The organism is Marinobacterium alkalitolerans, assembly GCF_017776525.1.
Lineage (GTDB): Bacteria > Pseudomonadota > Gammaproteobacteria > Pseudomonadales > Balneatricaceae > Marinobacterium > Marinobacterium alkalitolerans.
Genome location: NZ_JACVEW010000004.1, coordinates 105,771 through 126,165, shown reverse-complemented (window position 1 = coordinate 126,165; position 20,395 = coordinate 105,771). Strand labels below are relative to the sequence as shown.

Here is a 20,395-nt window from a genome sequence, read left to right as displayed (position 1 = left end):
AACAGTGAAGTGTGACAGGAGCCGCATGATGCGTATCCGCTTTCGAATAATACTCTTGGGACTGCTGGCTGCACTGGCACTGGCTTCGACGTATCTGTTTCACAGTACGACCCCTCTCAAGCTGGGTACCAACCTCTGGCCCGGCTATGAACCCCTCTACATCGCCCGTAATCTGGAACTGTTGTCCGAGCAGGATGTGGCACTGGTTGAACTGCCCTCTGCCAGTGAAGTGATGCGCGCCTTTCGTAATGGAGCCATTGATGCGGCGGCCCTGACGCTGGATGAGGTGATCAACCTGCGCCGCATGGGCCTTGAGCCGGTCATTATTCAGGTGACAAATATTTCCATGGGCGCCGACGTCATTCTGGCGCGCCCCGGCATTGACAGCTTTGAAGTACTGAAGGGCAAGCGGGTAGGGCTGGAAGCCTCTGCTCTGGGGGCCTACATGATCTCCCGTGCACTGGAGATCAACCAAATGTCACCGGATGACATCGTCATGGTACCGCTGGAAGTCAACGACCACATTCAGGCGTTTCGCCGTGGTGAAGTGGATGCGCTGGTCACCTTTGATCCGGTGCCGCAGCAGATCGGTGTGGATCAGGCTGTGCGCCTGTTCGACTCCAGCAGCCTGCCCGGCGAGATCGTGGATGTGATTGTGGTGCGGCAGAACCTGTTGGAGCACAAGCAGGTACGGCGCATCATCGAGGCCTGGAACCGGACGCTGGCGTTCATCGAGGCGGAGCCTGAACGCAGCGCAGTGATGATGTCGGAACGGCTGGGCGTATCGCCTCAGCTGGTGCTGCAAAGCCTTGAGGGCCTTGAGTTGCCGCGCCAGGCTGAGACCGCCGCGTTGATGTCGGGCAAGGCGCCACCACTGGAACAGCAGTTGCAACGGTTGGCGGCCATCATGCAGGCCAACGGCCTGATCGACCATATCCCCGAACTGGAGGGGCTGGTGTACAGCCGTTATCCTGAATGAAGCCTTTTGACGCGATGCCATTAAGGCGCCTCTTGCCGGGCGGTATTGTCATTCTGGCGCTGGTATTGCTGTTGCTGGCGCTCGGAGTGGTCAGGCCGTTTGTCAGTGATCTGATCCACCAGAATCTGGAAGATGATCTGAGGTCAACCCTGAACCGCCTGCAGGGCACCACGGAATACATGCTCAGCCGCGGTGATCTGGCGGGCCTGAAGCGAGAAGTCGCAGTGGCCAGTGCTCACCGCGAAGTAAAGCACCTGCTGGTGCTGGATGCGAACAGGCAGGTTGTGGCCTCCAGCCGCCTGGCTCAGGTGGGCAAGTCGGTTAACACGCTGGCGCTGCACATGAGCCCGGACCTGCTGGAACGTTCACACAATGCCACCGAACCCATTTATGAACGCCAGAGCGTGGGGGAAAACACACTCTATGGCGTCGCGTCCTACCTGTACCCGGACCCTGAAAACCGCCTGCGCGACCGAACCGGCACCATTTTGCTGGAGCTGGATGTACAGCGTGTACTCCAGCCGTTTACCAGCCAGCTGGACAAGCTGTTTGTCTGGATCACACTGGCAGTTGTGCTGTTTGCCTTTCTGCTCTGGTGGTTGCTGGAAAAATGGGTTACTCAGCGGTTGCAGTGCATTACCGGTGCGGTCAAACAGCTATCCACTGGCGACTTCAGCCATCGTATCAACCTGAAGGGCGCGGATGAGCTGAGTCAGATCGGTCAGGTGCTGGATCAGATGGCCGGCAGTCTGGAGGCCAGCCGGGCGCAGATCGTCAAATTCAACCGGCAGATGGAGAATATCCTCAAGTTCATCCCGTCGATGGTCTACATCAAGGACCTGAACGGTGTTTACCGTCTCTACAACGAACGTTTCGTTCAGGTGTTGGGGCAGCCGGACGAGAATGGCAGCTCGGTATTTGATCTGTTGGACGACCCTTATGCACAGCAGATCGTGGTCCGCGATAAGGAAGTGCTGGAGACTCGCGCACCGGTCCAGTTCCAGATCGAGTTTCCCGTAAAGGGGGAGTTGCACCGCTGGTTCATGGTGAAGTTCCCGCTGGAAGACGAGCAGGGGAACTGCTATGCCGTGGCGACAGTGGCCACCGATATTACTGAACAGGAACGCAACGAGAGCCTGCTGCGGATTGCTCAGCGAGTGTTTGAGCACACGACCGAAGGCATCATGATTACTGATGCCGATAACCGCATTGTTGATGTGAATGAGTCACTGGTGCAGATGAGTGGCTACAGTCGTGAAGAGTTGCTGGGTCAGGCACCTTCCATTCAGCAGTCCGGGCAGCAGGATCAGGCGTTTTACTCACGCCTGTGGCAGACACTCAGGGAAAAGGGCAAGTGGACGGGCGAGCTGGAAAACCGGCGTGCCGACGGCATCCTTTATCCGGTGCGCCTGTCCGTCAGCGGTATTTACAACCGGGACGGCGAACTGGACGGCTATTTCGGCATCTTCCAGGATATCACCGAGGAGAAGCGAGCGGCGCAGGATCTGCACCGGCTCGCCTATCACGACTCTCTCACCGGCCTGTATAACCGCACCGAGTTCATGCATGCCCTGACCGAAGCCGTGCATCGCGGCGAACGCTACCACGAACCTTTCGGGCTCCTGTTTATCGACCTGGATCTGTTCAAGGAGGTGAATGACTCTCATGGGCACGCGGCCGGTGATCGCCTGCTCTGCGAAGTGGCACACCGCCTGTGTGAAGAGATTCGCGATTCGGACCGGGCGTTCCGACTCGGTGGGGACGAGTTTACCCTGCTGCTGCCTCAGGTGCGCGATGATACGGCACTCTCTGTGGTGGCTGACAAGCTGATTCAGCGGCTTCGAGCCCCTTATCTCATTGATGAACGGGAGGTGCGCGTAGGTTGCAGTATCGGGGTCGTGAGTTATCCACGTGATGGTGATACCCCTGAAGACCTGTTGGGGCATGCCGATGCCGCCATGTATTTTGCCAAGGAGCTGGGACGTGGTCGCTTTGCCTTCTTCGATCCTCAGATCAACGAGCGTAACCAGCGTGCCATGCGCATCAAGGCAGCCCTGCCGCGTGCGCTTGAGCAGCGGGAATTCAGTCTGGTGTATCAGCCGCGACTGAAACCGAGCGGTGAAATCACGGGGTATGAAGCCCTGATGCGCTGGCACAGCTCGGAGCTTGGCACGGTGTCACCGGCCGAGTTTATTCCGCTGGCTGAAACCACGGATGCGCTGGAGCAGATGACCGCCTGGCTGTTGCAGCAGGTTGTGGACGATCTGAATGATCCGCGTCTGGCCAGCAAGCAGATCGGCATCAACCTCTCACCTCGACAGTTCCAGAGTGGCAACTGGGCCGAAACGCTGAGGAGTACCATCGAAGCGCATAACATTAAGCCGGAGCAGTTGTGCATTGAGGTGACCGAGAACGCGCTGGTGGAGGATTTTGCGACCACAGCAGACCAGCTGGCAGCAGTGCAGGCGCTCGGGGTGGAAGTGGCCATCGATGACTTTGGTACCGGCTACTCCTCGCTGGAGTACCTGAAGCGCCTGCCGATCGATTACCTGAAGATTGATCGCTCCTTTGTACGTGATATCGAAACGGACGCAGACGACCGTGTCATCGTGGAAACCATCATCATTCTGGCCCACTCGCTGGGGTTGCAGGTCGTGGCCGAAGGGGTGGAAACCCGTGCTCAGGCCAGCTTCCTGGAAGCCCGGGGCTGTGATGAGCTGCAGGGATACCTGTTCTCGGCACCGCGGCCCCTGTCCGAGCTGGGTGAACAACAGGTAAAAATATAACCATTTCTGCAGGTTACGTAATTTTTTGCCACTTAATGGTTGACACCAAAAATTTAGAAGGTAATATTTGCGCCCATCCTTTGGAGGGATGGCTGAGTGGTCGAAAGCACCGGTCTTGAAAACCGACGAGTCGAGAGGCTCCCAGGGTTCGAATCCCTGTCCCTCCGCCATTTTAAAAGGATGATTTGGGTTTTTCCCCGATAGCTCAGTTGGTAGAGCAGTAGACTGTTAATCTATTGGTCGCTGGTTCGAGTCCAGCTCGGGGAGCCAACCCAATCGATCTAGCCTGTTTGGCTTGATCATCTGCAAAGAGCGGGTCGTTAGCTCAGTTGGTAGAGCAGTTGGCTTTTAACCAATTGGTCATAGGTTCGAGTCCTATACGACCCACCACTCTTCGCAACCGGAGGGTCGTTAGCTCAGTTGGTAGAGCAGTTGGCTTTTAACCAATTGGTCATAGGTTCGAGTCCTATACGACCCACCATTTCCGGTTTCTCTTTACCTGCCCCGATTCAAAATCCATTGCATGCATTCGCTTTGATCGAGCTGATTGAGTACGTTCAACAGGCCGACCATCAATAGTCGATGGCCAGCACTTCAAGCCAGAGTTCACCTTCTTCCGGGCGTTCGATCACGACTTCATCACCCACCTGTTTTTTCAACAGCTGTCGTGACAGCGGTGCATCGATGCTGATGTAGCCCCTGGCCGGGTCGATTTCATCCGCGCCCACAATACGGTAGCGGCGTTCACGGTCCTCTTCGTCCACCAGGGTAATCCAGGCACCGAAAAAAATGCGGCTGGTATCGTCGGGCACGCGGTCCACCACCTTGATATGTTCCAGTCGCTTGGACAGGTAGCGCACCCGCCGGTCGATTTCACGCAGTTGTTTCTTGCCATAGATGTACTCGGCATTCTCGGAACGGTCGCCCTGCGCCGCTGCTTCCTTCACGGCTTGAGTCACCTCGGGGCGTTTCTCTTTCCACAGGTATTTGAGCTCTTGTGTGAGCCGTTCGTAGCCTTCCCGAGTGATATAGGGTGAACTTTTGGCCTGAGGCGGTCGCCAGCGTCCCATTCAATACCTCGCTTGATGAAAAACATAAAGAATTACAGCTGCTTGCCGATAATACCAGCCTGAGTGGAGGGAAGATGCAAGCAGACAAGATTCAAAACAGGATAGAAACCTATACGGCCTCACTGCCACAGGCGGTGCAGTCGCCTAATGGTGCCCAATTTGCTTTCCTGTTGAGTCTCATCGCCTCCAACCAGGAGATCTACCAGCCTCAGGCGCCGGGTGCGCCCACCGGTGAAGGATTTGCACTGCCCGAAGCGGCGCCCCTGAGTTATCCGGACCCCGTACAGTTGCATACGCCGCAGGTGGTGGATCGTCTGAATCATTCCATTAATGACCCCAATCCGGGCGACTATGCGTTTCAGGTTGCCCGACTGGATGTTCAGGCACGTACCCCGAGGGCGCAGGCACTGAAGTCCGACCGTTTCGAGCAGGTGGCCCTCTACGCGGCCAGCAACCTGGCTGGCGAGATCGACCAGGCCCGCCACGCCATCGATGCAAGAGCCTGACACAGGCCCCGAAATATGTTTTCCTAGCGCGTTTTGGTCCCCACCTGACAGGAACGCCGATGTCTGTGAAATCTCAACCCAGAGCGATGGTGCTTGGCCTGAGCGCCGTCCTGCTATGGTCCACCGTTGCGACCGCCTTCAAACTGTCTCTGCAAACACTGACGCCACTCCAGCTGCTGGGCTGGTCGGGCCTGTTTTCGACGCTTGTGCTGGCGTTGGCTGTCAGCTGGAAGCGCCAGTGGGGGGAGCTGCTGCTGCAGCTCAGAGCCCGTCCCGGCTTTTTCTTCACGCTGGGGGCGTTGAATCCCATGCTCTATTATCTGGTGCTGTTCAAGGCCTATGACCTGCTGCCGGCGCAACAGGCTCAGGCGCTCAACTACACCTGGGCATTGACGCTGGCGCTGCTGGCTGTCCCCATGCTGAAGCAGAAGCTGCAGAAGGTGGATGTGATCGCCATGCTGCTGGGCTATCTGGGGGCGCTGGTGATTGCGACCCGGGGGCAGGTGTTGGCGCTGGAGTTCGACAGCACCGCCGGGGTTGTACTGGCGTTGGGCAGCACTCTGATCTGGGCGCTGTACTGGATTCTGAATACCCGGGCTCAGGGTGCACCGGCGGTGACCCTGCTGCTCTGTTTCCTGTTTGGCACGCCCATGGTGTGGGCGGTAATGGCCTGGCAGGGCGCGCTGGTGGTGCCTTCTCTGCAGGGGATGCTCGGGGCGGCCTACGTGGGACTGTTTGAGATGGGGGTGACTTTCCTGCTGTGGCTGGGGGCCATGCGCTCAGCCACCCACGTCAGCCGGATCTCCAACCTGATTTTCCTGTCACCCTTTCTGTCGCTGGTGTTTATCCGTCTGTTCCTGAACGAGCCCATCGTGCCCGCCACGTTCATCGGGCTGGCACTGATCGTGGGCGCCGTCGTGTTGCAGCAGAAGCTGAAACAGTCAGAGCCAGCGCCAGCGGCGGAACAGCCAGAATAGCCCGCCAACCATCAGCACAAGGCTGATGAGGAACATCATAAAGGCGTTGTCGTTGTCGGCCCCGGGAATGCCGCCCACGTTGATGCCCAGCAGGCCGGTCAGGAAGCCCAGTGGCAAAAAGATCGCCGAAATGATCGACAGCACGTACATGCGCAGGTTGAGCTGTTCGCTCTGCTGGCTGGCCAGCTCTTCCTGTGCCATGGCGGCCCGTTCGCGCAGCATGTCCAGATCTTCAATGTGGCGCAGCAGGCGGTCACTGATCTCACGCAGGGCCAGGCGGTGGTCGGTTGTCAGCCACTCCAGACGTTCGCTCTGGAGCTGGTTGAAGGCATCTCGCTGCGGTGAGTAGTAGCGCCGCAGGCTGATGCACTGACGGCGCAGATTGCGAACGGCGTGGCGCATTTCGCTCTGGGCATCCGTCAGCAGGCTCAGTTCCAGCTCGGACAGCTCATCGTCCAGATTTTCGACGGTTTGCCCCATACGCTCGACCAGCCGTTCATTCAGCTGTACCAGCAGGTCTGCACTGTTGCAGGGGCCCTGTCCCTGCTGCAGATCGTCGACCAGTTTGACCACGGAGAGCAGGCGGCGCTTGCGGGTGGAAATGATGCGACCGGCCGACACACAGAGCCGGATCGAGACCATATCTTCCGGATCGGCGCCGGGATTGGTGTTCACGCCGCGCAGGGCCAGCAGCAGGTGCTGGTTCAGGGTAACGGCGCGGGGGCGTGTATTTTCGGCCAGCAGGGCGTCCACGGCCAGTTCCGGCAGGCCACTGTGGTTTTCCAGCCAGTGTTTGGCCTGGGGGTCGGTATAGTCCAGGTGCAGCCAGAGCAGCCCCTGTTCCGGGGTCCAGCGATCAACCTGCTCAGGGGGCAGCGCGCGTGCGCCGCCTTCGCCATCGAGCAGCAGAGCGTGCAGGGGATCAGAGTCCAGTGCCATGGGGCCGTCCTATTCAGTGCGCCAGGTAATTTTTTCGGTTTCACCGGCTTCGATGCGCCACCACTCGTCCGGATCGTCGCCATCCTGCCAACCGGATACGATGCAGCGTACCTGAGTGTCCAGTGCGGCAGAGGCTTCTTCTGCACAGTCCAGATCACGCACCCAGGGGGTGGCGTCGGAGCGGAACCAGAGGCTGGTCCAGGCCTTGCCCAGCGCGCGTTCATGGATCATCAGCGGTACGCGCTGGCCGTTCATGGTGCACATCAGGTGATGAGTGTTGCCACTGGACTGGACCTCCTCCAGTGCCTCGCAACGTTGCTCCAGCCAGGCGAGTATGGGTTCAAGCGTGCGCCCCTTGATGTAGATCTCAATGTCGGGGTGGCGTGTCGTCTCTTGGGTCATCATCGTCATCCAGAAAATGCCAGATTCGCAGCAGGCTGAGGCTCAGGTAGCCGTATAAGGCGAGTATGCTGCCGAGGCTCAGCAGGATCAAGCCGGCCAGTGCCAGAATTTCCGCTTTCAGGCTCGGGGGCAGCCCATGCTGGGCCAGCATGATGCCGCCAAGGCCGGCAAAGAACATGAACGCGCCGCTCAGCAAAAGGCGCAGATTCCCGCGCGGGTTTTCCGCCCGTTCACGTAAATGTGCCTTGAACCGGTGCAGGTTCATCGCTTGCGAAACAGGTGCAGGGTGAAGTCGGCCTGCTCGTTCAGCTGTGTGCATTTGTCCAGACGTGCGCGGGCTTGCTGGTTCAGGCGGTGCCCGTGCGGTGTCATGGCCAGCAGGTCCTGAATGGCGTCGGGCGTATCCAGTTGAAACTCGAACGCCAGCGACTCGCGCAATACGCTGTCAAAGTGCTCTTCCAGCAGCCGTGCCGGTTCAAATCCCGAGCCGGGGCGGACTTCGTCGTAGATTGTCTGGCGCAGGGCTCGGAGGTGATCAGGCCCCGGTGTCACCACCAGCAGCAGGCCGCCGGGTTTGAGGACACGTGCCGTGGGCTCGGGCATCAGGCGGCTGAAGATCAGTGTTGCGGCATCCACTGACTCGGGTGCCAGCGGAATATCCGCCCCGGTAGCCACCAGCCAGTGAATGTCCGGGTTGCGTCGGCAGGCGGTCTTGATGGCGTCCTTGGAGATATCCAGCCCGGTTGTGCACAGGCCCAGTTGGCGGGCGAGCCGGTCGGTGTACCAGCCTTCGCCGCAGCCAAGATCGAGCAACTGGCTCTCGGAGGTGATATTCAGGTGTTGTGCCAGCAGTGCACTCAGCCGGTCAGCCAGAGGGGTGTAGTGGCCGGCCTCCAGAAAGCGGCGCCGTGCCAGCACCATATCGGCGCTGTCGCCCGGGGCCTTGCTGCGCTTTTTCTGCGGCAGCAGCAGGTTCCAGTAGCCCTGGCGGGCACGGTCAAAACTGTGGCCGTCAGGGCAGAGCAGGCGTTTGGCTTCCGCCAGCAGGGGCTGGTGGCAGACCGGGCAGATCAGTGCGGGTGTGGTCATGCGTCCTTGACCATCAGGCGTGCCAGAATGTTTTCATACAGGGAGGACAGATCCTCCAGGTCACGGGCACGGACACGTTCGTTGATCTTGTGGATGGTGGCATTGACCGGCCCCAATTCGACCACCTGCGCACCGGTCGGTGCGATAAAGCGGCCATCGGAGGTGCCACCGGATGTGGACAGCTCGGTATCGTAACCCATGATCCCCTTGATCGCCTCACGGCTGGCATCAACCAGTTCGCCCGCGGCGGTCAGGAAGGGGTTACCGGACAGCACCCAGTCGATATCCCAGTCCAGGTTGTGACGGTTGAGGATGTCGCGGACACGCACTTTCAGCTCATCGGCCGTCACTTCGGTCGAGAAGCGGAAATTGAATGCGATTTCCACTTCGCCGGGCACCACGTTGGTGGCGCCGGTGCCGCCGTGGATGTTGGAGATCTGGAAGCTGGTAGGCGGGAAAAAGTCGTTGCCCTCATCCCAGGTGGTAGCAGCCAGCTCGGCCAGTGCCGGTGCGGCTTCGTGAATTGGATTGCGCACCAGGTGCGGGTAGGCCACATGCCCCTGCACACCGCGTACCTTGAGGGTGCCGCTCAGGGAGCCGCGCCGACCATTCTTGATGATGTCGCCCACCTTCTCGGTACTGGAAGGTTCGCCCACGATACACCAGTCGATCTTCTCGTTACGGGCTTCCAGATGGTCAATCACCCGGGTGGTGCCGTTGACGAAGGGGCCTTCCTCGTCACTGGTAATCAACAGGGCAATCGAGCCCTGATGATCAGGGTGGTGCTCAACAAAGCGCTCGACGGCGGTAATGAAGGCGGCCAGGCTGCCTTTCATGTCGGCAGCACCGCGGCCACAGAGATAGCCCTCTTCAATGACCGGTTCAAACGGCGGGAAATCCCACTGCTCCTCCGGGCCGCTGGGCACCACATCCGTATGGCCGGCGAAACAGAATACCGGACCGCTGTCACCCCGACGGGCCCAGAAATTGGTCACCTCTTCAAACGGCAACCGCTCGATCTTGAAGCCCAGCGCCTCCAGTCGGCTGATCATCAGTTCCTGGCAGCCGGCATCTTCGGGGGTGACCGAGCGGCGGCTGATCAGATCCTTGGCCAGTTCAAGTGTGGGTGAAAGCTGTGTCATGGTCGCGATCCTGGATTATAAAGGCGAAGCCCCGCACACCGGCAGAGGGCGTGCGGGGCTGGCGGTTGGAGCGTTGGCTTAGTTGTGCTGGTGCAGCTCTTCGTTCAACTCGATGGCGCTCTTGTTGGTTTTCACCTCGATGCGGCCATTCTGAGAGTTGCGACGGAACAGCAGGTCCGGCTTGCCGGCCAGTTCGGCAGCCTTGACCACGCCGACGGCGTTGTTCTGGTCGTCCAGCAGGGTGACCTTGGAACCGCCTGTAACGTACAGACCCGCTTCGATGGTGCAGCGATCACCCAGCGGCAGGCCCAGACCCGCGTTGGCACCCAGCAGGCAGTTTTCACCCACGGAGATGACCACGTTGTTGCCACCGGACAGGGTACCCATGGTGGACGCACCGCCACCCACATCGGAGCCGTTGCCCACGACCACACCGGCAGAGATGCGGCCTTCCACCATGCTCACGCCCAGCGTGCCGGCGTTGAAGTTGATAAAGCCTTCATGCATGACGGTGGTGCCTTCGCCCACGTGAGCGCCCAGACGAATGCGTGAGGTATCACCGATACGAATACCGTTCGGTACGGCGTAGTTGGCCATTTTCGGGAACTTGTCCACAGACTGCACGTCCAGCACGCGGCCCTGAGCGCGAGCCGACAGCTGACGGCGGGGCAGGTCTTCCAGTGCCACGGCACCTTCATTGGTCCAGGCTACGTTGGGCAGCAGCGGGAACATGCCGCTCAGGTCAACACCGTGCGGCTTCACCAGACGGTGCGACAGCAGGCTCAGCTTGAGGTAAACCTCGGCGGTGGTCTGAGGCGCGGCGTCGGTTTCCAGAATGCAGAGAACAACCGGCTGTTTGGTGCCTTCCAGAATCTCAACCACTTCGGCCTGATCTTCGGCATCGACAGACAGGAATGCCGCTTCCAGTGACTTCAACTGTGCCGCATCCAGTTCGATCGCCTGGTTGCCGCCTTCGTAGCCAACCTTGTCGGCAACGGCTGCGATCAGTTTGTCCTCTGCGTTCAGCAGCGGTGCGTTGTAATACACTTCCAGCCAGTCACCGGCTGAGGACTTGGTGCCTACACCCAGGCCAAATGCGAAATTCGCCATTGTTCACTCCGTTACGTTAAAAATAAAAAACATGTTACCCAGCGTTTGAGCCCTGCCAATTAGCGGTCAAACAGGGCGGCGTACCGGTCTGCCTTGAAGCCTGTCTCAACGCGGCCGTCGTCCAGCTCCAGTACCGGGCGTTTGATCAGGGTCGGATGTTCCACCAGCAAAGCCTGCAGGGCGGCATCGTCAGTGATGGCTTTCTGCTCATCCGACAGCTGGCGCCAGGTGGTGCCACGCTTGTTCAGTACCTTGTCGGTACCGGCGGCAGCACACCAGCGGGCGACCTGCTCGGCATTCAGGCCCTGCTTGCGAAAATCATGAAAGTCAAAGGCGATACCTTCCGCTTCCAGCCACTTGCGCGCCTTGCGCACGGTATCGCAGTTGCTGATGCCGTAAATCGTCGTCATCGGGCCTCCCGCTTACAGCGATTCGATGTAACGGCGGATACGCTCGGCCGCTTCCACACATTCGGAGACGGTCGCCACCAGTGCCATACGGACGAAACCGGCACCCGGCACCACGCCATCCACCTCGCGGGACAGGTAGCGGCCCGGCAGAACGGTCAGGTTCTGCTGCTCGAACAGCCCCTTGGCGAACGCATCGTCGGCAATTGGGGTCGGGGCCCAGAGGTAGAAGCTGGCATCGGACTGCTTCACGTCCATCACCGGCTGCAGCACACGCAGGACGGCATCGAACTTGTGGCGATACTGGCTGCGGTTTTCCAGTACGTGGCCTTCGTCATTCCAGGCCGCGATGGAGGCCAGCTGATGCTGAATCGGCATGGAGCAGCCGTGATAGGTGCGGTACAGCAGGAAGGGTTCCAGCAGGCTGGCATCGCCGGCGATGAAGCCGGAGCGCATGCCCGGCAGGTTGGAACGCTTGGACAGGCTGTGGAACACGATACAGCGGGCGTAGTCGTGACGGCCCAGCTCGGCGCAGGCCTGCAGCAGGCCGGCAGGCTTGTTCTGCTCGTTCGGATACAGTTCGGAATAGCACTCGTCGGAACAGATGATGAAGTCATGCTCGTCGGCCAGTGCGATCAGCTTTTTCAGCGTGTCGATATCATGCACGGCACCGGTCGGGTTGCCCGGGGAGCAGACAAACAGCAGCTGGCAGCGCTGCCACACATCTGCCGGCACCGCATCATAATCGGGGATAAAGCCGTTTTCCGGCAGGCAGTTCAGATAGTGCGGCTGGGCGCCTGCCAGATAGGCGGCGCCTTCGTAAATCTGGTAGAAGGGGTTGGGTGCAACAACCAGCGCATCATCCCGACGGGCAACAGCGGCCTGAGTGAAGGCAAAAATCGCTTCACGGGTACCGTTGACCGGCAGCACGTTGCGTTCCGGGTCCATGCTGCCGCTGTTCAGTTCAAAGCGGCGCTCACACCAGCCGGCGATGGCCTGACGCAGTTCGGGCATGCCCTTGGTGGTCGGGTAGTTCGACAGGCAACTCAGGTTTTCAGCCAGCACCTCTTCCACAAACGGCGGTGCCGGATGCTTGGGCTCACCGATGCCCAGTGAAATATGTTCAAGGCTGCTCGGTGGCTGTATGCCGGCCTTGAGCACGGCCAGCTTTTCAAACGGGTAGGGCTGGAGTCTGTCGAGATCTGGATTCATGCGCTTTTCCTGTGCAGACCCTGCAATTGTCAGGGTTTTTCGCTCACGTTCAGGGGCCGAAAGTATAGCGGATGGCGCCTGTCAGGCGCCAGTGAGATGCCGCGGATCGAGCAGTTGCTCCAGTTCCTCGCGGCTGAGATCGGTTTCCGCTTCCACCACATCAATGATCGGACGGTTCTCGGCATAGGCCTGCTTGGCCAGTGCAGCGGCTTTTTCGTAACCGAGCACCGGGTTCAGCGCCGTGACCAGCACCGGGTTGCGTGCCAGCGCCTGTTCGATCTGCTCCTGATTCACGCTGAAACCGCGGATCGCCTTGTCTGCCAGATGCTCGGCCGCATTGGCGATCAGCTGCTCGCTCTGCAGCAGGTTGTAGGCCACCAGCGGCAGCATGGTGTTGAGCTGGAAGTTGCCATGCTGGGCGCAGATGTTGATGGCGGTATCGTTGCCGCTGACCTGAGCGGCCACCATCATCACGGCCTCGGGAATGACCGGGTTGACCTTGCCGGGCATGATGGAGGAGCCCGGTTGCAACGTGGGCAGGGCGATCTCGCCCAGACCCGCCAGTGGCCCGGAGTTCATCCAGCGCAGGTCATTGGCGATCTTCATCAGGCTGACCGCGGTGGTCTTGAGATGACCGGACAGTTCCAGCGCCGTGTCCTGCGTCGCCTGGGCGCTGAAGTGATTGCTGGCCGGCTTCAGAGTCAGGCCCGAACGCACGCTGAGGTAGCGGCAGAACAGGCGGGCAAAGGTACGGGGGGCATTGACTCCGGTTCCCACGGCCGTGCCCCCCTGTGCGAGCTGGGTCAGTCGCGGTCGGATGCTTTCGAGCCGGGCAAGGTTGTCCTCGATCTGCTGCATCCAGGCCGACAACTCCTGATCCATGCGCACCGGCATGGCATCCATCAGGTGGGTGCGGCCGGTTTTGACGACGTGAGCCACCTCGTTACGCTTGCGTGTCAGTGTGCTGATCAATTGGCGCAGCGCCGGCAGAACCCTGTTCTCCAGCTGCAGCAGGGCGCTGACATGGATACAGGTAGGGATCACATCGTTGGAGCTCTGGCTCATGTTGATGTGATCGTTCGGGTGCAGCTCGATTGCACTGTGCTCTCGGGCAATGGCGCTGAGCACCTCGTTCATGTTCATGTTGGTGCTGGTGCCCGAGCCGGTCTGAAAGACATCGACCGGGAACTGGTCGTCATAGTCACCGGCCACCACCCGTTCGGCGGCATCCACAATGGCGTCTGCCTGCTCTTTTTCGAGCAGGCCCAGCTCGGCGTTGGCCTGAGCACAGGCGGCCTTGATGCGGGCCAGCGTGGTGATGAAATGCACCGGCAGCGTCAGGTTACTGATCTGGAAGTTGTCTACCGCACGTTGTGTCTGAGCCCCGTAGAGTGCATCAGCAGGGACTTCCACTTCGCCCAGACTGTCATGTTCGGTACGCGTTGAATTGACCATTATGCGCTCCTTGCCACTCAGGGCTGCACTGTATTGTTCTTGAGTTTAAGGCTGTTTTCCTCCAGCAGGCTCAGCAGGGCCGGAATGATCACCAGTATCAGCAGGGTGCCATACGCCAGGCCGAATACGATGGAGGTTGCCATAGGTATAAGAAAGCGTGCCTGTAGAGAAGTTTCAAACAGAATAGGCGTCAGCCCGCCAATTGTCGTGAGTGAGGTCAGCAAAACGGCCCTGAGGCGCTGGCAGGCGGCTTCAATAATCGCGTCTCGCACGGCCATGCCTTTCTCACGCAGGCCCTTGTAGAAGGTGACCAGCACGATGGAGTCATTGATCACAATGCCGGACAGGCCAAAGAGCCCGAACAGAGACAGTACGGTCAGGTCCAGCCCGGTCAGCAGGTGGCCGAAAATGGCACCCGTGAGCCCGAGCGGAATCGCCAGCATGACCACCAGTGGCCAGGACCAGGCCCCGAACACCCAGGCCAGAATGATGTAGATGAGGGCGAGGGCCAGCATCAGGCCGGCCTTCATGTCAGCCAGGGTTTCACGCTGGTCGCGGTTTTTGCCTTCGAAACTGGCGCGCACGCCAAACTCACTGGTCAAGCCGGGTATCACGTCCTGCTGCAGACGGGCGATCACTTCATCGGCGTTGGTGACCGCTTCATCCAGATCGGCCGAGACGTTGAGGGCCAGCTGGCCATCGATGCGCTGCAGGCTGTCCAGCCCCGGCCTTGCCTCGAACTGGAGAACATTGCCAATGGGGGTTACCTGGCCCGAGGGCAGCACCACGGGCAGTGACCTCAGGGTGCTGAGCCGGTCGCGCTCGGCATCCGGCAACATCACGCGGACTTCGATTTCGTCACGCCCTTCGTAAAACGCCTGTACCTTGTGCCCATCGAAAGCGGCCCGCAATTGACGCCCCAAACTTTCCAGCGTCAGGCCGGCCGCACGCGCCGCGGGGGTCAGCCGGTAGATCATCTGGGTACTGCCCCAGGGCAGATCATCGTCCACGTTGGACAGCCCTTCGTAGCGTGCCAGCGCTTCCTGCAATGCCAGCGAGGCCTGTTTCAGCGTCTGCACATCCGGCCCGGTCAACTTGACCTCAATTGGCTTGCCGGGCGGTCCGGCCTGTGCCATGTCGATGCTGAATTTCTCGATGCCGGCCGGCAGGTTGATCCGTTCACGCCAGGCACTGATCAGAGCCTGATTGGTGATGCTGCGATCATCGGCCGGGATCAGCTCCACATACAGGGAGCCATAGGTGTCCCCGGTAAAGGCGGCCGCGGAGCTGCGCGGGAAGTTGGCCATGCCGGACTCGCGCAGGGCAATCTTGACCAGCCCACCGCCAAGCGCCTGATCCGACTGGGCCAGGGTCGTGTCCAGATGGCTCAGGAAACGGTCCACCTGAGGACGGTCGGTGCCGGACACGAACTTGACGTTGGCGGTAAGGGTGTTGGTATCCACGCTGGGAAAGAAGGTGAAGGCCAGTCGACCGCCCGCGATCAGCCCGATGGCAACGATCAATAGCCCCAATGCCACGGCCAGGGTGGCGCCCCGGTGCTCCAGCGCGAGGGTCACAAAGGGGCGAAAACGCCGCTCTCGAAAGTGCTCGAAGCGGGCGTCCAGTGACAGGCGCAGTTTGGACGGGTGCAGATCCTGAATCCCTCTGAGGCTGTGGCTCAGGTGACCCGGCAGGATCAACAGGCACTCAAGCAGGGATGCGAGGATCACACAAATGACCACGGTCGGAATGTCGATCAGAATACTGCCGATAATACCGCCGACCAGCAGCAGGGGCAGGAAGGCCGCGATGGTGGTGAGAGAGGAGGCGATGACGGGGGCAGCCATGCGACGGGCACCGCCAATGGCGGCCTGCAGCCCCGGCTCGCCCCGCTGCACGTGCGTCAGCGTGTCCTCGCCCACCACGATGGCGTCATCCACGATGATCCCGAGTGCCATGATGAACGCGAACAGTGACATCATGTTGATGGAGCCGCCAATCCCCCAGAGCACCGCCAGCGCCGTCATGAAGGAGATCGGAATGCCCACGCTGACCCAGAACGCGACCCGGGCGTTGAGAAACAGAAACAGCACCAGTACGACCAGAATCAGGCCGCTGATACCGTTCTTGATCAGGAGCTGAATACGATCACGGACCAGCTGCCAGCTCTCGTTGAAGGCGACCAGTTGCACCCCGGCAGGCAGGGCGGGGCGCACATCGGCCAGCCAGTTGTCCAGAATGGCGGCGGCTTCCAGCGTATCGTCCGCCTTGGTGCGCTTGAGCTGCATCAGAATGGCGGGCTGGCCCTGCCAGGACAGCAGGACCGACCGGTCACGGGGGCGGGTTTCGACCTCGGCCACATCCCCGACACGCACGAGGCGTCCCTGAGCATCCGTGATCAGGGGCAGCTGCCGGAATCCTTCACTGTCCCGCTGCTGGCCCAGACTGCGGATCTGGCGTGCCCCCTCGCCCCGCGCGGCGGTTCCGGCCGGCAGATCCCGACTGCGTTCGCTGATACGGGCGGCAATCTGGTCCAGTGTCAGGCCCAGCTGCTGCAATTGCTGTGGCGGTATCTGAATGGCAATTTCCTGCTCCGGCAGACCGATAAAGTCGATCTTGCGCACCCCTCTGTCCAGTAGCTGCTGTTCCAGCTGGTAGGCCAGCGGTCTCAGCTCAGCCAGTGAGGCACGGTCTGAGGTCAGGATGACATCCGAGATGCCCTCGTAGTTGATCACCTTCTGGACCAGTGGGGTTTCGCTGTCGGCCGGCAGGTCAGCACGGATGGCGTCCACCTTCTGGCGCACCTCGGTCAGGGCGTAATCCACGTCCGTGCCTTCTTCCAGCTCCACGCGAAAAGAGGCCCGGCCCTGATTGGCCGTAGCATAGAGGGTGTCCACGCCATTGACGGCCCGGAGCGATTGCTCGACGGGCAGCAGGATCGAACGTTCCACGTCTTCAGCCGTCGCGCCACTCCAGGTCACTTCAACGGTGACAATGTCGATATCGAAGTCGGGGAAAAACTGGGTGTTGAGCTGGCGCAAGCCATAGAGGCCGCTCAGTATCAGCAACAGCATCAACAGGTTGGCGGCGACGCGGTGACTGGCAAACAGGGGGATCATGCCGTTCATGGATTACTCCACCACTCTGACCGGCAGGCCGCCAATCGCATTCGGCAGCTGGGTTGTTATGACACGGTCGCCGGCTTTCAGCTCGGGCGAGGCCAGCAACACCTGCTGCTGGCCGTCTGCGTTTTGGCGCTTGCCGGCCACCTCGACCGTCACGCTCTCCAGTCGATCCTCTTCGGCCAGTCGGTAGACCCGATCACTGCCGTACAGGGCTTCCGGGGGCAGGGCAAAGAGTCCGGAGCGGGGTGGCAGCTGCAGTTGCAGTTCAAGGGTCTGCCCCGGCAGGGGTGTCTTGAGTGCTGGCGGAACGCTGAACAGCGCATCCAGCCCCGCCTGGCCGGTATTGATACGGGCTGCCAGCCGCTCCAGCTTGAGCTGATAGCGCTGACCGTTCAGCCGGGCCACGGCCACCAGCTGAGCCTTGTGTTGGGCTTCGGTCAAACGGTCGCGCCAGTGGTCCGGCAGTTGTGCCCGCAGTTGTATGCGGTCCAGATCATACAGCGTGATGAGGGGATCACCGGGGCGAACACGGTTTCCCACCGACGTGTTGATCTCCAGCACCCGGGCGTTGAAGGGGGCTCGGATCCGGGCGCGAGCCAGGTCCAGTTCTGAGGCTTCGACCAGACTTTGCAGGCGTTCTCGCTCGGCCTTCAGTTGTGCCAGACGGTTGGGATGGTCATCAATGGACTGGCGTCGGTTTTCAATGGCCAGTGCCTGCTGCCGTGCCGTCTGGCGCGTGCTGTCGAGCTGCTCCTGACTGAGCAGGTTTTTCTGGTGCAGGGATTCGGCACGCTGAACCCGGTCCCTGTTCAGGGTTTGCACGTCCTGTTCCAGCTTGAGTGCCTTGAGGTCATGCCGGTGGCGGGTGTATTCGGCCTGAATCCGCGCATCCACGGCGGCCAGGTCGGCCTGACGCTGGCGCAACTGGAGCTGGAGGTCACGTTCGTCCAGCCTCAGCAGCAGGGCGCCAGCCTCCAGTGTCTGGCCTTCCTGTGCCGGTATCGCCAGTACATCGGCGTTGATCGCACTGCTGAGCCGCGTGGTCTGGGGCGGCTCGAACTGGCCGTAAATGCTCAGCTCGGGGCTTGCGGTAATGGGCTTCAGGGTTGTGGCGTTGACGTTCCAGCGCTTGATGGGGGCGGCACTCGCCTGCGGCTGTTCTCGTGTCAGAATGAGCCCGCTGGTGATGGCGGCCGCAACGGCCAGAATCAACATAGGCAAAAGACGGTGCAGAAGTGAGCGGCGGTTCGCGGCAGATTTACGCATGGGGCATCCTTGTGTGGCTGCGAAGCAACAGGCCGGTACCTCCCACGGAGGCAGAAGCAGGCAATTATATTAGGGAAATCGGATCCGCTTATCCACAGCCCCGGACGAACCTGTCCGCATATCCGGACCGATCCGGACTGGTGTAAACTGAATGCCCTTATCCACAGCCCAAGCCTGAAGGAGCACGCATGAGCCTACTGACACGCTGGCCTCGCAATCAACTCTGTCTGACCTCGGACGAGCGCCGTCATGCCGTCAATGCGGTGGAGCAGGCCTTCGCGGCGACGCTGGAATCCCTCAAGGTGGATATCGGCCTGAAGGAGATGTTCGAGGAGATCTACGTGCCGCTGGCGGCCTGGATTCTGGCCCGCAAGCGCCAGCAGGAGGGGCCTCTGGTACTGGGCATCAACGGTGCTCAGGGCGCCGGCAAGTCCACCCTGTTCAACCTGCTGGAAGTGATACTGGGCGAGGGCTTTGGGCTGCGTGTAGTAGGTTTCTCGATCGATGACCTCTACAAGACGCGTGCCGACCGCGAAGCCATGGCGGAGAGCATTCACCCCCTCTTTGTTACCCGCGGTGTCCCCGGTACGCACGATGTGCAGCTCGGGATCGACATTATCGACAGCCTGTGCCGGGATGACCCCGAACAGGTCACCAAGATTCCGGTGTTCGACAAGTCCATTGATGATCGCTGCCCGGACTCGGTCTGGCAGGAGTGGGTCGGCGGGGCTGACCTGATTGTTTTCGAGGGCTGGTGTGTCGGTGCACAGCCACAGCCGGATGCGCTGCTGGATGACCCGGTCAACGCGCTCGAACGGGAAGAGGACCCGGACGGAATCTGGCGCCGCTACGTCAATGAACAGCTTAAAGGCCCTTACCGGGAGCTGTTCCAACGGCTGGATGTATTACTGATGCTCTGTGTGCCGAGCATGGATGCCGTGTACGAGTGGCGCTCGCTGCAGGAGAAGAAGCTGGCCGAGCGGGTGCGCTATATCTATGACACCCAGCAGCCCACGGACCATTTGCGGATCATGAATGAGGACGAGATTCAGCGCTTCATTCAGCACTACGAGCGCCTGACCCGTACCATGCTGGAACAGATGCCGGAGCAGGCCGACGTTACCCTGTTCCTGAACGAAAATCACAAGATCAGCGACATCCGCGTGCTCAAGCCGCTGCGCGATTGCTGAACCGCCGGGCTAGATCGGCAGGAGGGTGGTCGACGCGATGCCGTGTACCACCGTGTTGATAGCGCGGTTGGTCGAGTCGGATACGATGCGCGCCATCATGTCCTGATGCGCGATCAGCTTGCCCAGCAGGCGCTCAAAGCTCATGTTCTGCTCACTGTTGGCAAACAGGAAAGGCTCGCCGTTGGGCTGGCGGTAGGTGTTGAGACGCCAGGCGACCGCTTCCAGATTGCGGGCCGAGTTGTACAGCTTCTGCTGGTCAATCTCGTTCAGCATGTAGAATTCGTCACGGTAGTTGTAGGACGCATGCAGCATGCCGGTGATCCCCACCATCAGCGCGAACACCCGGTCACCGTTGAAGCTCGGATCAAAGGCGAGTGGAATGGCTTTCTCGGCGTAGAGGTTGTTGAGCTCCGGGTGTTTGATCGGGCGCGGTGAGCCCAGCAGCAACTCAAGCCGGCGCTCGATGGTCATGCCCTCGTTTTTGGCCAGCTCGCGCGGGTTGCGCTTGTAGAGCTTGATCGTCAGCTCTCGAGCCAGCTTGTTGACGGCCTGGATATGCAGGTCCGTGACCATGTCGATTTCGGACTTGGCAAGGTTTTTCAGCTGAAACGGGCGCGGCTTGCCGTTGGTGGCACAGCCTCCCAGCAGCAGGCCAATGGCCACCAGCACTGCCAGTAATGAAGGGCGCGTCAAACGCATAGGGTCACTCTCCAAAGCCGAACGGCACTATTATGCTCCAT

Annotated in this window: 18 protein-coding genes and 4 tRNA genes; 9 read left to right on the top strand and 13 right to left on the bottom strand. The window is 60.4% G+C overall.

Annotated features, from left to right (window positions below):
• The first annotated feature begins 28 nt into the window (after positions 1–28).
• The 6 genes from H9C73_RS04015 (at position 29) to H9C73_RS03990 (ending at position 4,246) form a co-directional block, all read left to right on the top strand.
• Complete coding sequence (locus H9C73_RS04015) at positions 29–979, top strand: ABC transporter substrate-binding protein (RefSeq protein WP_209286502.1); 951 nt, start codon at positions 29–31, stop codon at positions 977–979.
• On the top strand, positions 976–3,765 hold the full coding sequence (locus H9C73_RS04010; protein ID WP_209286501.1) for an EAL domain-containing protein: 2,790 nt from the start codon (positions 976–978) through the stop codon (positions 3,763–3,765). Before H9C73_RS04015 ends, H9C73_RS04010 begins: the two co-directional genes overlap by 4 nt.
• Positions 3,766–3,847: 82 nt before the next feature.
• Positions 3,848–3,935: transfer RNA gene (locus H9C73_RS04005), tRNA-Ser, on the top strand.
• Between the two features lie 24 nt (positions 3,936–3,959).
• A tRNA-Asn gene (locus H9C73_RS04000) sits at positions 3,960–4,035 on the top strand.
• A 44-nt stretch (positions 4,036–4,079) separates the two neighbouring features.
• Positions 4,080–4,155, top strand: a tRNA-Lys gene (locus tag H9C73_RS03995).
• Positions 4,156–4,170: 15 nt separating this feature from the next.
• Positions 4,171–4,246: transfer RNA gene (locus tag H9C73_RS03990), tRNA-Lys, on the top strand.
• A gap of 91 nt (positions 4,247–4,337) precedes the next feature.
• Here the strand turns inward: H9C73_RS03990 and greB are convergent.
• Positions 4,338–4,835, bottom strand: a complete 498-nt coding sequence (gene greB / locus H9C73_RS03985; RefSeq protein WP_209286500.1) for a transcription elongation factor GreB — start codon at positions 4,833–4,835, stop codon at positions 4,338–4,340.
• A gap of 74 nt (positions 4,836–4,909) precedes the next feature.
• On the opposite strand from greB, the gene H9C73_RS03980 reads away from it, so the two are divergent.
• Together H9C73_RS03980 and H9C73_RS03975 are read left to right on the top strand one after the other, a co-directional pair.
• Positions 4,910–5,341: a hypothetical protein gene (locus tag H9C73_RS03980; RefSeq protein WP_209286499.1), complete on the top strand. Its 432-nt coding sequence runs from the start codon at positions 4,910–4,912 to the stop codon at positions 5,339–5,341.
• A gap of 59 nt (positions 5,342–5,400) precedes the next feature.
• Positions 5,401–6,318: a DMT family transporter gene (locus H9C73_RS03975; RefSeq protein ID WP_209286498.1), complete on the top strand. Its 918-nt coding sequence runs from the start codon at positions 5,401–5,403 to the stop codon at positions 6,316–6,318.
• Here the strand turns inward: H9C73_RS03975 and zntB are convergent.
• The 11 genes from zntB to H9C73_RS03920 all read right to left on the bottom strand — a co-directional run bounded on the left by zntB (position 6,283) and on the right by H9C73_RS03920 (position 18,465).
• On the bottom strand, positions 6,283–7,257 hold the full coding sequence (gene zntB / locus H9C73_RS03970; RefSeq protein ID WP_209286497.1) for a zinc transporter ZntB: 975 nt from the start codon (positions 7,255–7,257) through the stop codon (positions 6,283–6,285). The genes H9C73_RS03975 and zntB overlap by 36 nt on opposite strands.
• A gap of 9 nt (positions 7,258–7,266) precedes the next feature.
• Positions 7,267–7,659, bottom strand: coding sequence for a hypothetical protein (locus H9C73_RS03965; protein ID WP_209286496.1), 393 nt, complete (start codon positions 7,657–7,659; stop codon positions 7,267–7,269).
• The gene (locus H9C73_RS03960) at positions 7,625–7,924 is read right to left on the bottom strand and encodes a hypothetical protein (RefSeq protein ID WP_209286495.1); all 300 of its coding nucleotides are present in this window, start codon (positions 7,922–7,924) and stop codon (positions 7,625–7,627) included. The genes H9C73_RS03965 and H9C73_RS03960 overlap by 35 nt, the downstream gene beginning before the upstream one ends.
• Positions 7,921–8,748 (bottom strand): putative RNA methyltransferase, encoded by an 828-nt coding sequence (locus H9C73_RS03955; protein ID WP_209286494.1) that lies wholly within the window; start codon positions 8,746–8,748, stop codon positions 7,921–7,923. Before H9C73_RS03955 ends, H9C73_RS03960 begins: the two co-directional genes overlap by 4 nt.
• Positions 8,745–9,890, bottom strand: a complete 1,146-nt coding sequence (dapE, locus tag H9C73_RS03950) for a succinyl-diaminopimelate desuccinylase (protein ID WP_209286493.1) — start codon at positions 9,888–9,890, stop codon at positions 8,745–8,747. Before dapE ends, H9C73_RS03955 begins: the two co-directional genes overlap by 4 nt.
• Positions 9,891–9,968: 78 nt before the next feature.
• Positions 9,969–11,000 (bottom strand): 2,3,4,5-tetrahydropyridine-2,6-dicarboxylate N-succinyltransferase, encoded by a 1,032-nt coding sequence (gene dapD / locus H9C73_RS03945; protein WP_209286492.1) that lies wholly within the window; start codon positions 10,998–11,000, stop codon positions 9,969–9,971.
• A 59-nt stretch (positions 11,001–11,059) separates the two neighbouring features.
• Positions 11,060–11,410: an ArsC family reductase gene (locus H9C73_RS03940; protein WP_209286491.1), complete on the bottom strand. Its 351-nt coding sequence runs from the start codon at positions 11,408–11,410 to the stop codon at positions 11,060–11,062.
• A gap of 12 nt (positions 11,411–11,422) precedes the next feature.
• On the bottom strand, positions 11,423–12,619 hold the full coding sequence (dapC, locus tag H9C73_RS03935) for a succinyldiaminopimelate transaminase (protein WP_209286490.1): 1,197 nt from the start codon (positions 12,617–12,619) through the stop codon (positions 11,423–11,425).
• A gap of 81 nt (positions 12,620–12,700) precedes the next feature.
• On the bottom strand, positions 12,701–14,074 hold the full coding sequence (locus tag H9C73_RS03930) for a class II fumarate hydratase (RefSeq protein ID WP_209286489.1): 1,374 nt from the start codon (positions 14,072–14,074) through the stop codon (positions 12,701–12,703).
• 17 nt (positions 14,075–14,091) lie between these two features.
• Entirely contained in the window at positions 14,092–17,202 is a 3,111-nt protein-coding gene (locus H9C73_RS03925) for an efflux RND transporter permease subunit (protein ID WP_209286488.1), read from the bottom strand.
• Positions 17,203–17,205: 3 nt separating this feature from the next.
• On the bottom strand, positions 17,206–18,465 hold the full coding sequence (locus tag H9C73_RS03920; RefSeq protein WP_209286487.1) for an efflux RND transporter periplasmic adaptor subunit: 1,260 nt from the start codon (positions 18,463–18,465) through the stop codon (positions 17,206–17,208).
• A 188-nt stretch (positions 18,466–18,653) separates the two neighbouring features.
• Between H9C73_RS03920 and H9C73_RS03915 the strand changes: the two genes are divergently transcribed.
• On the top strand, positions 18,654–19,655 hold the full coding sequence (locus H9C73_RS03915; RefSeq protein WP_209286486.1) for a hypothetical protein: 1,002 nt from the start codon (positions 18,654–18,656) through the stop codon (positions 19,653–19,655).
• A gap of 9 nt (positions 19,656–19,664) precedes the next feature.
• Here H9C73_RS03915 and H9C73_RS03910 read toward each other — a convergent pair whose 3' ends face one another.
• Positions 19,665–20,354 carry a hypothetical protein gene (locus H9C73_RS03910; RefSeq protein ID WP_209286485.1) on the bottom strand — a complete coding sequence of 230 codons (690 nt, stop codon included), beginning with the start codon at positions 20,352–20,354 and terminating at the stop codon, positions 19,665–19,667.
• Positions 20,355–20,395: the final 41 nt, after the last annotated feature.

What these genes read in the sequence shown, in the direction of transcription:
- H9C73_RS04015 (WP_209286502.1), top strand. Translation starts at nt 29, where the DNA reads ATGCGTATCCGCTTTCGAATAATACTCTTGGGACTGCTGGCTGCACTG.
- H9C73_RS03955 (WP_209286494.1), bottom strand. Translation starts at nt 8,748, where the DNA reads ATGACCACACCCGCACTGATCTGCCCGGTCTGCCACCAGCCCCTGCTG.
- H9C73_RS03980 (WP_209286499.1), top strand. Translation starts at nt 4,910, where the DNA reads ATGCAAGCAGACAAGATTCAAAACAGGATAGAAACCTATACGGCCTCA.
- dapE (WP_209286493.1), bottom strand. Translation starts at nt 9,890, where the DNA reads ATGACACAGCTTTCACCCACACTTGAACTGGCCAAGGATCTGATCAGC.
- H9C73_RS03940 (WP_209286491.1), bottom strand. Translation starts at nt 11,410, where the DNA reads ATGACGACGATTTACGGCATCAGCAACTGCGATACCGTGCGCAAGGCG.
- H9C73_RS04010 (WP_209286501.1), top strand. Translation starts at nt 976, where the DNA reads ATGAAGCCTTTTGACGCGATGCCATTAAGGCGCCTCTTGCCGGGCGGT.
- dapC (WP_209286490.1), bottom strand. Translation starts at nt 12,619, where the DNA reads ATGAATCCAGATCTCGACAGACTCCAGCCCTACCCGTTTGAAAAGCTG.
- H9C73_RS03930 (WP_209286489.1), bottom strand. Translation starts at nt 14,074, where the DNA reads ATGGTCAATTCAACGCGTACCGAACATGACAGTCTGGGCGAAGTGGAA.
- H9C73_RS03910 (WP_209286485.1), bottom strand. Translation starts at nt 20,354, where the DNA reads ATGCGTTTGACGCGCCCTTCATTACTGGCAGTGCTGGTGGCCATTGGC.
- H9C73_RS03920 (WP_209286487.1), bottom strand. Translation starts at nt 18,465, where the DNA reads ATGCGTAAATCTGCCGCGAACCGCCGCTCACTTCTGCACCGTCTTTTG.
- H9C73_RS03960 (WP_209286495.1), bottom strand. Translation starts at nt 7,924, where the DNA reads ATGAACCTGCACCGGTTCAAGGCACATTTACGTGAACGGGCGGAAAAC.
- H9C73_RS03965 (WP_209286496.1), bottom strand. Translation starts at nt 7,659, where the DNA reads ATGACCCAAGAGACGACACGCCACCCCGACATTGAGATCTACATCAAG.
- H9C73_RS03915 (WP_209286486.1), top strand. Translation starts at nt 18,654, where the DNA reads ATGAGCCTACTGACACGCTGGCCTCGCAATCAACTCTGTCTGACCTCG.
- zntB (WP_209286497.1), bottom strand. Translation starts at nt 7,257, where the DNA reads ATGGCACTGGACTCTGATCCCCTGCACGCTCTGCTGCTCGATGGCGAA.
- greB (WP_209286500.1), bottom strand. Translation starts at nt 4,835, where the DNA reads ATGGGACGCTGGCGACCGCCTCAGGCCAAAAGTTCACCCTATATCACT.
- dapD (WP_209286492.1), bottom strand. Translation starts at nt 11,000, where the DNA reads ATGGCGAATTTCGCATTTGGCCTGGGTGTAGGCACCAAGTCCTCAGCC.
- H9C73_RS03975 (WP_209286498.1), top strand. Translation starts at nt 5,401, where the DNA reads ATGTCTGTGAAATCTCAACCCAGAGCGATGGTGCTTGGCCTGAGCGCC.
- H9C73_RS03925 (WP_209286488.1), bottom strand. Translation starts at nt 17,202, where the DNA reads ATGAACGGCATGATCCCCCTGTTTGCCAGTCACCGCGTCGCCGCCAAC.